Here is a 14,777-nt window from a genome sequence, read left to right as displayed (position 1 = left end):
AGTGACACGTTTTGGTGCGGCTCGAAAATGAGCTGCACAAGACGGAAGTGACACGGTTACTGTACTTAGTTTGATGCCGCGAAGGATGCTGGCCAAATTGTTGATCCAAATCCGATGCCTTCTGACGTTGTTCGCCGCTTTAATGATAGGCAGCTCTGCAAAAGGTGATGTCATTCCGTATAGTGGGGCGGAGGTCGCCAGAAACATCGCAATCTTTCGGGTGGAAACCGATGGCGTTCGACTTGAGCTGGAAGTCTACCCCGAGGATTTTGAAGTTTTTGCATCGTTTTTGCCTACCGAGGTATTTCAGGATCTCCCCCCAGTAGCGGCACATCAAGCTACTTTTGGCAGCGAACCCGAAAGCATTTCGATAAGCCGCGCCGACGGATCATCTTTTTCGTACGAATTTGTGACTGCCGAAAGCCGTGAGAGAATTGACCGCGCATCCCCCTTGGCAGGAAAAACCGATCCCATTACCGGGCGCACAATTCCTGCTCCTCCTGAAAACCCGCAAGTTATCTACATCGAAGCTTTCTTCGGTTTTGACGGCGTGCGCCCCGAGACCCTGATCCTTCGCCCGCCGACACCCAAGGAGGATAAGCCCGCCACATCAATCGGTTTCATGGTTTTTGATCGCGCCGTCCCTGTCACCAAATTCAGTTACTTTGATAGTGACGCGCGACTTGAGATTGACTGGTCCGACCCATGGTTCACTGCGTTTACCAATGTGAATCTCAATCGGTCAGCTCAAAGCGGCACAACGTCTTATCTGTATGTGACACCACGCGAAATCCGCCACGAGGTCCTTATCCGGCTGCGGGAACTTGCGCCCTGGATAGACATGGATCTGGACGCGGGTTCCTGGCTGGACCCATCTCAGCAGGGGACAATACTCAACGCCGCGCTGGACTCGTTCGAAACCCGTAATCCGGTCGTCATCGCGGGGGAGCCGGTTCAACCCACCTCTGTCAGGGGCGCATTTCTAACGCTGGGCGAGGCAGGAGTTCAAGTTGTTGAGGGGGCCCCGACGCTTCTGGCCGATACGACTTTTGCAGGCTTGATATTGTCTTATCCGATCTCGACATTACCCGAAGAGGCGTCCGTCACATGGGATATGTTCGACCAAACCATTCAGCATGTGCCCGTGACGTTGACGGATGTTGCCGGTCCCTTCTTGGATTGGGCCACTCCGGACGATCCGGAGGTAAGTTGGATCAATCATTTGAAACGCTACGTCGACCCCGAAGTTATGTCGGTGCAGGTGAAGGGAGTTTTCTTTCTACCGATTTGGTCCGCGCTGACTGTCGCTGTTGCGCTTGGCGCCGGCGTAGGGGCGCTTTTGTCGCCCTGGAGAATCCGGCGGATCGGGTTCGTCCTTCTGTCGTTCAGCTGTTTAATTGCGGGGGTCGCCCTTCGACAAGAAATGCAAATTCCGTTTCAAAATCCAATAGCCGATCAATCCAGCGAACAGATGGCTTCCGAGACTTTTTCACAGCTTTTGGCGAGCACGTATGTGGCCGCGCTTGAGGTTTCACCAGAAGCACGTAGAAAAGCGCTGAAGCCAATTGTCAGGAACACGTCCCTCGCAGACGTCGCCACTGAACTCGAAACAAACCTCGCCATCCGAGTGCCAGGCGGAAGCCGCGCACAGATCGCCGAAGTAACCGAAGTCGCTATCGTTGAAGGCGACATTGGGACAACCGGTGCTTTCGAAGGTGTTGCCAAGTGGATTGTAGACGCTCGGGCCGGTCACTGGGGCCATGATCATCGTCGTCGGGTGGAGTATCGGGCAAGGGTTGAGTTCCGTCCCGAAAAAGGGGTTTGGAAGCTTACAGGTATCACTGTAATAGAGGCGCGCGCACCGGATGTTTAACCGACTGAACAAGGTATTTTTGATTTGGATAACGGCCAGTTTGATCTTAACTGCGGTTGCTAGCCAGGCGCATTTTCTGCTGAACCTCAACGTTCGTATTTTTCACGTAGAACACACAAGCGACGGTCTGCGCATTTATTTGCGAATGCCCATGCCCTACCTTGTGGCGGACAAAATCGGCAAAAAGGATGAGGACGGCCTTCCTGAAGCGGCTCCTTTCACGACAAATGCCCTTGAGGAAGGTCTGGCGGTTCATTTTGTCGACACCTCACAAATTGCTGAAAACCCTCTTGGGCTTGGGCGCATCGCGGAAACCGGTACGATCATCGAAATCGCGGGTACGCGCGTTCTGGGCGACGTTGAATCCGTGACTATTCACAAAGTTGGCGAGGAACCGGGTTTTGCGACGCTGAGCGAAGCCAAACAATCGGTGTCAGCTGAAAAGACCATACAGGATGACCAGCCTGTTTATGTTGGTGACGTCATTGTGGATGTTACACTCCGGTATGAATTGGGAAGGGCACCGACCTCCTACGCCATCTCCAGTTCTTTGGACCCAGGCCTGCCTGATCAGGAAATGACCGCAAATCTCATTCTGGATTATGGATCCGGCGATCCGCTTGTCTTTCGAGCCCGAGGTCTGCTGGATGATCCCGTTGAGGTTTCCAGGTCCCGGTTCTCAGGGATCGTAACTTTCGTTTGGGAAGGCCTGCGACACATTGTGGAAGGCATCGACCACGTGCTGTTTGTTGTCTGCCTGGTGATTGGTGCTCCCGGTTTAAACGCACTACTGTGGCGAGTCACCGGCTTTACGGTCGGCCATAGCGTGACTCTGTCCCTTGGTTTTTTCGGGTATGTGCCGTCAGGAGCCTGGTTTGTGCCATTTGTCGAAACTGGGATTGCCATGTCCATCGTCTACGCGGCCTTTCTGGCCGTTAGACGGGACAAGCTGGAAAGGAACTCTAACAAAAAGGTCTTTGTCGTAACGGTACTTATGGGTCTTCTTCATGGCTTGGGCTTCAGTTTTGTTTTACATGAAATACTTCAGGTGACGTCGCCCAACATCTGGCAGAGCTTACTGGCGTTCAATGTTGGCGTTGAAGTTGGTCAGCTCGCTATTGTTCTGGTGATCTGGCCAGTGCTGCACTTCTTCGCGAAACTAGGTCCGACACCCGAAATGTCGTTGAGAGTTTCGATTGCAATCGGATGTGCAGCTATCGCAAGTTGGTGGACTTTCGAACGGGGAATAGACTTTCTATCGATGATTGCGGTTTAGAAAGGAATACTGCTTCCAACCCTATGACAGCGTTCGGTTTGGTCTTTTTTCGATGCTGCCGCGATTTCGGCCACGACTGGTATCGGAAAGCGAACCGCACATAGGTAACGTACTGTACTATCTACCTTCGTCTGACGAAGCAGAAGCTGAACCGCAGATGGGTTAGGGCCGCACGCCAGACTTTGTAAAGTCTGCTTTCTGCGCATTGCTGTCATTGGGGTTTCGCGCAGCACCGGTCAATGTGGGCTCGAACCGGTCATCTGACGGTTTCAGTTGGTCATCGGGTCGGTTCAGGCGGCATCAAGGTCGGCCTAGCGGACAAAGCTGTCGTCCAAAGTTTTGCTGTACCAGATTAATTTCACACACCTTGACTCAGGTTGGTGCGCTCGGCGACCTTATATTGGGTTTTTTGAATAACTTTGGGGAGGTCGCAATGAAATTGACAGTTACAATGACAATGACATCAACGGTTGCAATGTTGTTTACAGCAATTCCTGCGTTGGCAATCGAACCAGATGGACCACAATTGGACTTTGCAGAACGCAACGCTGAAGCGTGGGCAGCCGAAGACGGCGAGATAAACGCGAAACTGGAAGCGCTGAAGCAACGCTTCGGAAAGAAGCCCAACATCATTTACATTCTGACAGATGATATCGGTTGGGGTGAGTTGGGCTGGCAAGGTGGCGGCCGACATCGTGGCATGCCTTCTGACGAACTGGACCAAATGGCCTTTGAAGGTATGCGATTTTGGTCAGCATATGCCGAACCGTCCTGCACACCGACGCGGATAGCGATTAACACTGGCAGGCATCCTGTTCGTACCGGGCTCTTGTCCGTGCTTTGGCCTGGAATGACGGATGGTCTTTCACCGGAAGAGGTCACAACAGCCGAAATCCTGTCTGAACAAGGCTATAACACCGCAATGTGGGGCAAGTGGCATCTGGGCGACTTGCCCGAGCATGCGCCGGAAAATCAGGGCTATGATTACGCCTACTATGGGCTATTCAACGGTGCCCCGGATTGGTGGCAGGCGGCCTTTGAAGACGAAAATGGAACTTTACCATTTGCCGATTTTCCTGGCTACGAGACCTATTTCGAACGCACTGGGATCGACATGTCGGTCGGCGGATATGTCGGACGAAAAGGTGAAGGCCGAACACCAATCGATGGAGTGGCCGGTGCCCTGTCGCCGGAACGACAAGAGGCCTTTGAAAACGAGTCCATCAATCAAATAACGCAATATGTTGTTGACCAAGCCGGTGACGAAAGCCCGTTCTATATCTATTGGGCGTCCTACGCACTGCAAATTTCGGCCTCAAAAGAGTTTCTGAAAGCACCCAGCGTTGACAAGAACAACCGACAGGCATCCTTCATGGCGATGCACAGTACCCACGTCGGCCGCCTACTGGACACGTTGAAAGCTGAAGGGATAGCCGAAAACACCTTAGTTGTTTGGATTAGCGACAATGGTCCAATGTACGCCTTTTGGCCGACAGCGGGGTACACCCTGCTTAGAGGGGCGAAGGGTGACATATTGGAGGGCGGCGTCCGTGTACCGGCAATGGCATGGTGGCCGGGAATGATCGAACCCGGGCAAGATCCCAAGGATGTACTTCATGTCACTGACCTTTTCACCACAGCGGCGCGATTGGGTGGCGCAATGGAGGGAATTCCAAATGACCGGATCACCGATGGAGTTGATCAGACATCACTGTTGTTGAATGGTGAGGGCCACGGTCGACGGAACTTTGTGTCCTACTACAGCGGTCCAACGCTTGGGGCGATCCGCTACGAGGATTTCAAAATCCACATCACGGAAGGCCATGGCGGATTGCCGGGCATGGACTTTTACAACATTCGTCGTGATCCCGGCGAAAAATATGGCCAGCTTTATCCCGGTCTTTATGCCGTCGCGCCAATGCAATTTCTATTGCAAAGCCATAATGAGCGCATCGCCGAGTTTCCGCACCGCCCACCAATGACGGCACAAGATTCAACACTGACTGCGCACGATTGAACTTCTGGTCGAAGGACCAAATCAACGTCTAACTTGGGCTCACTGCCGACCTCAGAGGCAGCGCAGCAGTCCCGTGAAATGGTGCCTTGTCAACGTTGGATTTAGCACATTGGATTCATCCAGCTTCTACTACCGACGGCCCAAACCTGCCGTTGCTTAAGCGGCGCTCCGCTGCGCTGCAGCTTCCCAAAAGTGGTCCTTCGACAACCCCCGTCTTATGCCTCCTTTTCATAGCGCTTACGTTCTGCATCCGTCGCATTGCGCCACTCCGCGCGAAGCAGGTCCATTGGCTGTGTCGCAAACTTTGGGTCTGGATTGACGAGCCTGCAGATTCCGTAGTTTGTTGTCCGCGTATTGTTTTCCAACAGGTTTCAGCATGATTTCCTTGAAAGGCTGCCATTTTCCTCAGGATGCGGTTCTATACGCTGTGTACTTCTATCTGCGGTACACAGTGTCCTATCGTGATTTGGAAGAGATCATGGCCGAACGCGGTGTTCACGTTGACCACGCGACTCTCAACAGGCGGGTTGTGAAGTATTCGCCGATGATTGCAGCGAGAGCGCAATCAAAGAAACGCCCAACGCTGAGTTCCTCGCGCATGGACGAGACATATGTTCGTGTTCGCGGCAAATGGATGTACTTCTACCGGGCAGTCGACAAAGCTGGAAATACCCTTGATTTCATGCTGTCTGAGCGGAGGAACCGTCCGGCAGCCGCCAGGATCTTTGCCAAAGCGCTGTCTTCTAACGGAATTCCAGGCAAGATCGTCATCGACAAAAGTGGAGCCAACGCGGCAGGCATTCGAGAAGTGAACAAAATCCTTACTCGGTTTGGCTGCCCAGCCAAAATCCAAACAGTCAGGTCCAAGTATTTGAACAACATGATCGAACAGGATCACCGGTTCATCAAGCGTCGCATCCGGCACATGTGTGGGTTCAATTCGTTCAGATCCGCCTCGGCTACTTTGGACGGCATCGAGGTCGCCAACATGATCCGGAAGCAGCAATTCCCCAGCACTACGACGTCTGGTTTTCGACTATTTGCCGAGATCGCATGATAGGTGCGTCTAATAAGTCGCTAACTCTGGCTGTCCTAAAAGTTTGCGACACATCCCTGCCGCTGCAAATCGAAACAGGAATAAGGTCCATATCGTGAGACGCGTTTTTTGCCAACTTCTTGGGCATAGATGGAAAATTTGTTTCGCCGGAGGTTCGTCTGTTCATCAATGTGCACGTTGTGGTGTTGCCGTTGATGCGTATGGGAATGAAGTTCGCTGATCACACAGCGGATCTCATATACATTTAACATAATTTCGCTTTTGCGTTTTTGATCGTTTTTCATAACCATAGTTATCTGTGCCGCAGATGGCGAACGAGCGCTTTGACAAGTCAATGCCCAAAATATGTATGCTTTCCATCGGTACTTCCTCGCTATCGCGACCCTCATTGGGCGCTCCGGTTCAATATTAACCGGCAGGAGGGGCATCCAATCCATCAGCCTATACGCGGCTTAAGTATCGTTCACGTCACACGCGGGCTATATCCCGAACCTGGATTGCGCATGGATGCATCTACACCTTCAGAACCATATCTGCCGAGTGACCGTTGAAATATCGTATGTGATAGGAAGCATCCCCAGGAAATCGAGGATCGCGTCAACTTGACTGTTGACCGTTCGAATATTCGAAATGGCGGCGCATTCGGTTGAGCATTCAGCTTTGAGAGGCTCCGATTCACCGGCCATCTCAACAAATACATGATGCTTACTCACGAGATCGACACTACCCCTGCCCTGCGTTTCGGTCGATGAAGTGTTGATAACAATATCGGCTGCCCGGATGTTGCCTGTACCCACCCGAAATGTCGTAGGCAGCCCCTGTTTGGACAATTTGGATACGAGGGTCTCGGCCTTCTCAACTCGACAGTCCGAAACCGAGACCTCGGCGGCCCCGGCCTGTACCACAGCATGAGCAACAGCCGCACCAGCGCTTCCACATCCGAAAATATGAATTGCGCTCTCTTTTACGATTACACCAGATCGCCAGAGCTCGTGCACCAACGCTTTGCCATCTGTCACGTCAGCAACCCAAGCCCCGTCAGCTTCGACCCGCACGATATTTGCCGCCCCCACAAATTTCGCAGATTCCGAAATGTGATCGACATACTCCAGAACAGTGGCATCATGCGGCTCCGTGATTACGAGACCTGCCAAATTGCGCAAGTGCCGAAATCCCTCGAGCGCCTTGTGCAGACCATCGGGATGGACATCCGCTGGAATGAAGAGCGTGCTATGACCAAACTGTGCAACCCGGTCGCTTAACAAGACTGGATAGTCGGTCTCGGAGACGGGGTTGCCGAACACCGGCACAATGAGCGTCTCGCTCGAAACACTTAATCGTGTCGTTTCAGTATCCATTGTCCCCCCACTGACAAGTACTGCCCTCGGAACCTGCTGTTACGACAGCGCGGCACATTTCGTTTCCCCATCACAATCATTCCGTCTTTTGAAACAATCTGACTGCCGGGCTGGACGTGAGTCGATTTGATCTCCACTTGGCGTTTAACGTGGATTTCAATTTCCGTGTTCGTTGCTTGGATGATCAGCACAGACCAGAGACTTTGACGCAATCTGTCACGAAGTTTGCGTCAAATACGTCGTTTTTGTTTACGATCCTTCTACATGTGGATTACGCGCCCATAGGCGTCGAGCACGCTTTCGTGCATCATTTCGGACAGCGTCGGGTGCGGAAAGACGGTATTCATCAGGTCTTCTTCCGTGGTTTCCAACTGGCGACCCACGACATAGCCCTGGATCAGTTCGGTTACTTCGGCGCCGATCATGTGGGCACCCAGCAACTCACCGGTCTTGGAGTCGAACACAGTTTTGATCAGACCTTCCGGCTCACCCAGAGCAATCGCCTTGCCGTTGCCGATAAACGGGAAGCGGCCAACTTTGATGTCGTAGCCGAGTTCCTTGGCCTTTGCTTCGGTATATCCAACCGACGCGACCTGTGGCTGGCAATAGGTGCAGCCTGCGATGCTTTCCGGTTTGACTGGATGCGCGTGCTGGCCGGCGATCAGGTCGGCGACCATGACGCCTTCGTGGCTGGCTTTGTGCGCCAGCCAAGGCGCGCCCGCGATGTCGCCGATGGCGTAGAGCCCCTCGACACCGGTACGGCAAAATTCATCCGTCACGACATGGGTCCGGTCGATCTTCACGCCCAAAGCCTCAAGCCCCAGGTTTTCAACATTGCCTATGATACCCACGGCAGAAATCACTGTGTCGAAATCGTGTTTCTCGACCTTACCTTTGACCTCGATATGGGCCGTGACCTGGCGCTTGGCGCGGTCTAGCTGCTTGACCATCGCCTTTTCCATGATGGTCATGCCCTGCTTGGTGAAGGCTTTTTTTGCCAGCGCGCTGATCTCGGCGTCTTCGACCGGCAGCACGCGGTCCATCACCTCGACCACAGTCGTGTCGGCGCCCAGCGTGTTGTAGAAACTGGCGAATTCGATACCGATCGCGCCCGATCCGATAACCAGCAGTTTCTTGGGCATCCGAGGCGGTTGCAGCGCGTGCTTATAGGTCCAAACCAGATCACCATCTGCTTCGAGCCCCGGCAGTTCGCGTGCCCGTGCACCGGTGGCCAGAACGATGTTCTTGGCGGTTAGTTCTTCGGTGCCTTTGTCGGTTTTGACGGTGACCTTCCCTTTGGCAGGGATCGTCGCCTCACCCATCACAACGGTGACTTTGTTTTTCTTCAACAGGTGGCCGATGCCGCCGGACAGCTGCCCTGCAACGCCCCGAGAGTGCTTTACAACCGCATCCAGATCGTAACCGATCTTGTCCGCCTTCAGTCCGAAATCCTTGGCGCGTTCCATCAGGTGAAACACTTCAGACGAGCGCAGCAGCGCCTTGGTCGGGATACAGCCCCAGTTCAGGCAGATGCCCCCTAGATGCTCGCGTTCGACAACGGCCGTTTTCAACCCCAGCTGCGCCGCGCGGATAGCCGCAACATAGCCGCCCGGACCAGCGCCGATTACGATCAGATCATAGGGATTAGGCGACATCGTTGACTCCGTGAGGTCTAGGAATGAGCCGCCTAAACAGCCGTATCCAAGTCGTTAGTTGAAAGATTTCAGTTTGCTATGTCGAGCGTGACTTTTACCGCCTGTGTCGGCTCTTTCCCCAACTCATACGCCTCAGCCGCCTGATCCAGATTGAACACATGAGTCTGGATTGGTGACAGGTCCAGCCCCGTCCGACCGAGGAATCGAATGGCTCCGGGCCAGACGCCCGGCGATCCGATGCAGCCGTTTACTTTCAGGTCCTTGATCTGGATGAGGCCAAGCTCTACAGGAAATTTCTGACCGATATTGATACCGACCATGGACACCCGTCCCTCCGGGCGCGCGTAGTCAAACACATTGGCGAGCGACGACGCGTGGCCTGCGGCCTCAATCACCAGATCGGCCCCGCCATTGGTCAATTCCTGCACTGCCTCAACAGGGTTCCCGTCGGTCGGGTCGACCGCCGCATCCGCACCGAGTTTCAACGCCGTCTCGCGTCGCAGCGGGATCGGGTCGACAACGATCACGCGCGCGCCCATGCCAATCGCCGCGGCCGCTGAAACCAAACCGATTGTACCACCACCAGAAACGACGACGGTTTCGCTGGCGTTTGTGCCGCCTCCGCGCAAGACCGCATAGTAACCGCATGTGAATGGTTCGATCAGAGCGCCCTTGGCATCGTCGACCTCGTCCGGCAATTTGTGCAGCCACTCGGGTCGGGCCGTGAAATACTCCCGATCCGCGCCGTTCATCGAAAATCCGAAATGGTGAATGCGTTCTGGGGTATTGATCACGCATTCGCCAACTACGCGGTCACCCGGCGCAAACCCAGTTACGTTTTTTCCTACTTCAACAACCTCGCCGACCCACTCATGGCCCGGAACAACGGGATAGCTGATCGGAATGATGTATTGCCCAGCCAACAACTCATAGTCCGAGTGGCAAATGCCGACCTTTCGCGTTTTGACCAGAACCGTGTTGGCGTCAATCTCGGGAACGGGTTGAGATGAGACGACAAGCTTTTTGGGTTCTTCGAATACAAGTGCTTTCATCGTTGAATTCGTCATGCGATTTTCTCGATCTTTCCACTTTGGGCCGATTTGAAAACGCTCTCGAGCAGCGCGATGTTGTTGACCAGATGGCCAGATGTAATTGGGTAGGAATCTTTACCTTCGACCGCGTGGGCAAAGGCGATCAGGTTGAACTTCACCGCTTCTGCTGTTGGGATTTCCTCGACTGTAATGGGCGCATCCACCAGTCCTTTGGTGACGACCCATCCGTCCGGTGCCTCGACATGAGCCTTATCGCGGATTTCGACCCAGCCCTTTGATCCGTAGACCGCAAATCGCGAGGCGAATGGATTCGCCAGAGAGGCCGAGACATAAGACGTACCGCCATTTTTGAATTTTACGAAGGCCGCCACGGTGTCGCCCTGCGGCAGATCGGTAGAGAGGTTTTCGCAATGGCACAGAACGCTTTCCGCCTCACCGAGCAGTCGCACCGACAAGTCCAGCAGGTGAATACCGGTAGCGGTCATTCCGCCAGCTGGGGCCTGATCGGCCTTGAGGCGCCAGTTGTCGCGATCAAGTGACACGAATTTGTCGTGGCTGAAATTGGCCTCGATCTGATGGACACGCCCCAGATCTCCTGAATCTGCCATGGCAAGCAGTTCGGCCATGGCCGGTTCGAACCTACGTTCATGACCCATGCCCAAAACCAAGCCCGCTTCCTCGCATAAGCGCACGGCTTTTTCAGCGCCTGCTTTCGTGAGGGCCAGCGGCTTTTCACAAAAGATGTGTTTTCCGGCAGCAACCGCCTGTTCGATCTGCTGTTCATGCAGAGAATGCGGAGTCGCCAGAACGACCGCCTCAACCTCTGGATCGTTGAGAGCATCCGCGTATTCCGTCGTGACAAACAGCCCCTTTTCGCGCGCGAATCCTTTCACCGCACTGAGGTTTGGTTCTACCGCACGCACAACCTCAATCTCATCCGGCGCGGCTTGCAGGACAGAAACCATTTTCTGCCCCCACCAACCCAGTCCGATCATGGCGATTTTGACGGTCATGTTATTTCCTTTCCAATCGGAGCCGGGATGATCCGGTTTTTCACAAGCGCCTCAAAAACGTCAAAGAACGAACGGGCACTGTTTTGATGAGAACAAAACCCGGCCTGACGGCTATTGCGCATGTCGTTGAAGCATTCGATCTCGCGACCCAGATCAGCGTCCGTGTGCCACCATGAGGCCAGCTTCGACGCAGAATGATCCCGCAGTGCGTGCTTGCTCACGATCCGGGGCCAAATTTCACCTGCGTCTTCCATTTGGATTTTCAACGGCGTGACCTGCTTAGGTGCGCCTGCATCCTTGAGCCCGAACCAGCCTGCGATCTGGCCCCATATCCACTCCCATCGGAACAGATCCCCGTTCACTACGTTGAAGGCGGTGTTTGCGGCGACCGGCGTTGTCGCGGACCATTCCGGGTGTTGAGCCAGTAAGCGGGCATCAGTGATGTCTGCTACGGAAGGGTATTGTGCCTTCGATCCGGGGAAGAGAAACGGCCGCCCTGTTTCTGCGCAGATGGACGCGTAAACGGCCAGCGTAACGGCCATGTTCAGCGCGTTGCGGACCATCGCCCAGTTCACCCGACAGTTTTCGGCCTCCGTTTCCCGCCTTGACCATGTGCAGAAAAAGACATGGGTGACATCGGTAAGTTTAGACAGCAGCGCCACACTGGTTGTTTCGTCCGTCAGAACTACGGCGAGGGGCATGTCGATGCCAGGCACGTCCTTTCCCCTGCGGGACAAACCGTAGACATACCAACCTCCGGATTGGCTCAGGCGAGCAGCCAGATGGCTACCGGACAGGCCGGTAGCGCCTATGATCAGGGCTGTCCGGGTCATGTTTCAACGAGTATCTTGAGGTGTTCACCGCCTGGGTCCAACAGGGCCTCGAACCCTTTGTCGACCACGTCATCTGCATCGATCCGACCAGTGATCACTTTTTCCACGGGCAGTTTTCCCGCGGCGATCAAACCCGCAAGACGAGGCCAGACATAAGTTGGATAGCACCACGTCGCTTCGACACTGATATCCTTGAGCGCCCAAAGCATCGCATCAATGCTGGCGGGTTTCATGTGAAGCCCCACCTGAACAACCTTGCCACCCCTGCGCACTGCGCCGACGCATGTGTTCAGCGATACCTCCAGACCAACACATTCCAGCGCGACATCTACGCCGACATGGTCCTCGGTCAGATCTCTGGCGACATCGCCCGCCTTTTCGGTTGCCGGATCGACAACGACAACAGCTGGGTCGATCTTTTGGATGATCCGCCGCCGGTTTGGGTTCGGTTCAGAGACGATGATCAGGCTTGCTCCGGCAGCGCGGGCGCAGATCACCGTCAACGCTCCGATCGGTCCGGCGCCCGAAATCAACACGGTCGATCCCGCGCCGATCTGGCCACGATCAACCCCATACATTGCGACCGCAGCTGGCTCGATCATGGCGGCTTGATCATCAGACACCGCATCCGGCACAGGCTGTGCGCAATAGCCCGGCAGCACCGCCTGTTCGGCCATGCCACCCCAGGCCCAACTGAGGCCGACACATGCCATTTTGTCACTCAGATGGTATTGTCCACGCCGTCCGAAATAGTCGTCCCGAGGCGAAATCAAGGGCTGAGCTGAAATCCTGTCGCCGGGTTTCACGTGGCTGACATTGCTACCGACCGCTTCGACCACCGCGACGAATTCGTGGCCCAGAATCTGAGGGTTCGTGGCCCCTGTAAACACATGCGGCGTTTCCGGGGTCACGATGGGGCCTGCGATGTATTCGTGCAAATCGGTTCCACAAATCCCGCAGGCCCCTGGTCGCACCAGCACTTCGTCAGCGGCCAGATTGCTGTCGGGCGCGGGCACCTCTTCTACGCGGATATCCTTGGCGTTATGAAAGCGGACGGCACGCATATCTTGTCTCCTTATTGCGCTGTATAGCCGCCATCAACGGCCAGGCTTGCTCCTGTAACAAAGCGGGCCTCGTCTGAGGCGAGGAACACAACACAGTTGGCCACATCAACCGGCTCTCCCAGACAGAGTGGATGAAGCTTGCCCATCATGTCGAGGTAAGCTTGTTTGCCTTCGGGATATGTTTCCGCCGCCTGCATAAAGATTTCGGTCATGGTCGAGCCGGGATGCACGGTGTTCACCCGGATGCCATGGCGCGCGTAACACATCGCATCGGTTTTGGTCATCGAGAGGATCGCGCCTTTTGTGGCGTGATACGGTGGCAAGTCGTCGTTGCCGATCAGACCGTAGATCGACGAGAAATTGACGATTGCGCCCTTCTTTTGCTCCATCATCGGCCGAACGCCGTATTTGGTGCACAGGAACGAGCCTTTGACGTTCACATCAAAGACCTTATCCCATTCTTCGGCTTCGACCTCATGGGCAAATTTGTTCACGCCGGTGATCGCCGCGCAGTTCACCAAAATGTCGAGCCTTCCATGCTTGGCAATCATCTCATCAATGGCCGCCTGCACGTTCTCTTCGTTGGTGACATCAACCTTGATGAAGTCAACATCCAACCCCCTGCCCTGTAGTTTTTCAGCATGGGCCTGCCCGGCTTCCTCGATCACGTCAAAGATCGTGACCTTCGCGCCTTCTTCAGCCAGTCGCGTTACCGTGGCTCCACCGATCCCGCGCGAACCACCAGTAACGATGGCGATCTGGTCTTGTGTACGTCCCATTGTCTTTGTCCTTCTATTCAGATCAGAACCATGCCGCCGTCGATCATGACGGTTTGGCCGGTCATGTAGTCGGAGGCTGAGGAGGCCAGGAACGTCGTCGTTCCCACGATATCGGCTGGAATCGCAGCATGACCCAACAGAATGGATTCCGAGAACCCGTCGATCGCCTCGTTTTCTTTTTCGGTGACGCCCCGTTCGATGAACTCGCGGTCTAGCTGTTCCCACAGTTCGGTCTTGACGACCCCGGGTCCAAATGCATTCACCGTGACTTTGTGCTCGGCAAGAGCGCGTGCCGCGGCCTGAGTGAGCGCGGCAACCGCGAATTTCGAGGCACAGTAGTGAGCAAAGAGCGGATAGCCCTGTTTCGCGGCAATCGATGCCGTATTGATGATCTTGCCCGGCGTACGCTGCGCGATGAATTGCCGGGCCGCTTCCTGCGTACCGATCAACACACCCTTGCCGTTCACATCCATGATGCGCTGCCAGTCGTCCTCAACGATTTCCATGAACGGACAGGTCTGGCTGATCCCGGCATTGTTGAAGATGACGTCAAGCTTGCCGAATGCCGCTACTGCTGCGCCGATCATCGCGCGGGTGGATGCCCGGTCGGCTACATTGACGCCGACACCTATGGCCCCATGACCAATCTTGGCGGCCACCTCTTTCGCGGCGTCTTCGTTCAGATCCGCAACGCAAACCTGCGCGCCTTTCTCAGCCAGATCTTTTGCGATTCCGGCTCCTATTCCACGGCCCGCGCCGGTCACGATGATCGATTTACCTGTAACGTCGTTACCCATTTC

General features: G+C 54.8%; 12 protein-coding genes. 4 read left to right on the top strand and 8 right to left on the bottom strand.

The features are described 5' to 3' along the window. Nucleotides 1-85: 85 nt before the first annotated feature. From AC2TCY_RS21620 to AC2TCY_RS21605, 4 genes are all read left to right on the top strand, one after another. Nucleotides 86-1,873 carry a hypothetical protein gene (locus AC2TCY_RS21620; RefSeq protein ID WP_480850654.1) on the top strand — a complete coding sequence of 596 codons (1,788 nt, stop codon included), beginning with the start codon at nucleotides 86-88 and terminating at the stop codon, nucleotides 1,871-1,873. A gap of 151 nt (nucleotides 1,874-2,024) precedes the next feature. Next, entirely contained in the window at nucleotides 2,025-3,149 is a 1,125-nt protein-coding gene (locus tag AC2TCY_RS21615) for a HupE/UreJ family protein (RefSeq protein ID WP_480850653.1), read from the top strand. Between the two features lie 433 nt (nucleotides 3,150-3,582). Beyond that, a complete protein-coding gene (locus tag AC2TCY_RS21610; protein WP_480850651.1) occupies nucleotides 3,583-5,166 on the top strand; it encodes a sulfatase-like hydrolase/transferase in 1,584 nt (527 codons plus the stop codon). A 376-nt stretch (nucleotides 5,167-5,542) separates the two neighbouring features. Continuing rightward, the gene (locus tag AC2TCY_RS21605; RefSeq protein ID WP_480850650.1) at nucleotides 5,543-6,223 is read left to right on the top strand and encodes an IS6 family transposase; all 681 of its coding nucleotides are present in this window, start codon (nucleotides 5,543-5,545) and stop codon (nucleotides 6,221-6,223) included. A gap of 521 nt (nucleotides 6,224-6,744) precedes the next feature. Here the strand turns inward: AC2TCY_RS21605 and AC2TCY_RS21600 are convergent. The 8 genes from AC2TCY_RS21600 to AC2TCY_RS21565 form a co-directional block, all read right to left on the bottom strand. After that, entirely contained in the window at nucleotides 6,745-7,581 is an 837-nt protein-coding gene (locus AC2TCY_RS21600) for a hypothetical protein (RefSeq protein WP_480850608.1), read from the bottom strand. A gap of 260 nt (nucleotides 7,582-7,841) precedes the next feature. Continuing rightward, nucleotides 7,842-9,236: a dihydrolipoyl dehydrogenase gene (gene lpdA, locus AC2TCY_RS21595; RefSeq protein ID WP_480850648.1), complete on the bottom strand. Its 1,395-nt coding sequence runs from the start codon at nucleotides 9,234-9,236 to the stop codon at nucleotides 7,842-7,844. A 68-nt stretch (nucleotides 9,237-9,304) separates the two neighbouring features. Further along, nucleotides 9,305-10,303 carry a zinc-dependent alcohol dehydrogenase gene (locus tag AC2TCY_RS21590; protein WP_480850646.1) on the bottom strand — a complete coding sequence of 333 codons (999 nt, stop codon included), beginning with the start codon at nucleotides 10,301-10,303 and terminating at the stop codon, nucleotides 9,305-9,307. After that, a complete protein-coding gene (locus AC2TCY_RS21585) occupies nucleotides 10,300-11,301 on the bottom strand; it encodes a Gfo/Idh/MocA family protein (protein ID WP_480850645.1) in 1,002 nt (333 codons plus the stop codon). Before AC2TCY_RS21585 ends, AC2TCY_RS21590 begins: the two co-directional genes overlap by 4 nt. Further along, a complete protein-coding gene (locus AC2TCY_RS21580) occupies nucleotides 11,298-12,134 on the bottom strand; it encodes an NAD-dependent epimerase/dehydratase family protein (protein ID WP_480850644.1) in 837 nt (278 codons plus the stop codon). The genes AC2TCY_RS21585 and AC2TCY_RS21580 overlap by 4 nt, the downstream gene beginning before the upstream one ends. After that, nucleotides 12,131-13,198 carry a 2,3-butanediol dehydrogenase gene (locus AC2TCY_RS21575; RefSeq protein ID WP_480850643.1) on the bottom strand — a complete coding sequence of 356 codons (1,068 nt, stop codon included), beginning with the start codon at nucleotides 13,196-13,198 and terminating at the stop codon, nucleotides 12,131-12,133. The genes AC2TCY_RS21580 and AC2TCY_RS21575 overlap by 4 nt, the downstream gene beginning before the upstream one ends. A gap of 11 nt (nucleotides 13,199-13,209) precedes the next feature. Then, nucleotides 13,210-13,977, bottom strand: coding sequence for an SDR family NAD(P)-dependent oxidoreductase (locus AC2TCY_RS21570; RefSeq protein WP_480850641.1), 768 nt, complete (start codon nucleotides 13,975-13,977; stop codon nucleotides 13,210-13,212). Nucleotides 13,978-13,994: 17 nt separating this feature from the next. Beyond that, complete coding sequence (locus AC2TCY_RS21565) at nucleotides 13,995-14,774, bottom strand: glucose 1-dehydrogenase (protein WP_480850639.1); 780 nt, start codon at nucleotides 14,772-14,774, stop codon at nucleotides 13,995-13,997. Nucleotides 14,775-14,777: the final 3 nt, after the last annotated feature.

This window comes from Ruegeria sp. HKCCD7181 (assembly GCF_057221055.1).
This window is presented reverse-complemented; position numbering and strand designations above follow the sequence as displayed.

Excerpts from the sequence above, each read along its gene's own strand:
- AC2TCY_RS21620 (WP_480850654.1), top strand. The coding sequence starts at position 86 with ATGCTGGCCAAATTGTTGATCCAAATCCGATGCCTTCTGACGTTGTTC.
- AC2TCY_RS21615 (WP_480850653.1), top strand. The coding sequence starts at position 2,025 with ATGCCCTACCTTGTGGCGGACAAAATCGGCAAAAAGGATGAGGACGGC.
- AC2TCY_RS21610 (WP_480850651.1), top strand. The coding sequence starts at position 3,583 with ATGAAATTGACAGTTACAATGACAATGACATCAACGGTTGCAATGTTG.
- AC2TCY_RS21605 (WP_480850650.1), top strand. The coding sequence starts at position 5,543 with ATGATTTCCTTGAAAGGCTGCCATTTTCCTCAGGATGCGGTTCTATAC.
- AC2TCY_RS21600 (WP_480850608.1), bottom strand. The coding sequence starts at position 7,581 with ATGGATACTGAAACGACACGATTAAGTGTTTCGAGCGAGACGCTCATT.
- lpdA (WP_480850648.1), bottom strand. The coding sequence starts at position 9,236 with ATGTCGCCTAATCCCTATGATCTGATCGTAATCGGCGCTGGTCCGGGC.
- AC2TCY_RS21590 (WP_480850646.1), bottom strand. The coding sequence starts at position 10,303 with ATGACGAATTCAACGATGAAAGCACTTGTATTCGAAGAACCCAAAAAG.
- AC2TCY_RS21585 (WP_480850645.1), bottom strand. The coding sequence starts at position 11,301 with ATGACCGTCAAAATCGCCATGATCGGACTGGGTTGGTGGGGGCAGAAA.
- AC2TCY_RS21580 (WP_480850644.1), bottom strand. The coding sequence starts at position 12,134 with ATGACCCGGACAGCCCTGATCATAGGCGCTACCGGCCTGTCCGGTAGC.
- AC2TCY_RS21575 (WP_480850643.1), bottom strand. The coding sequence starts at position 13,198 with ATGCGTGCCGTCCGCTTTCATAACGCCAAGGATATCCGCGTAGAAGAG.
- AC2TCY_RS21570 (WP_480850641.1), bottom strand. The coding sequence starts at position 13,977 with ATGGGACGTACACAAGACCAGATCGCCATCGTTACTGGTGGTTCGCGC.
- AC2TCY_RS21565 (WP_480850639.1), bottom strand. The coding sequence starts at position 14,774 with ATGGGTAACGACGTTACAGGTAAATCGATCATCGTGACCGGCGCGGGC.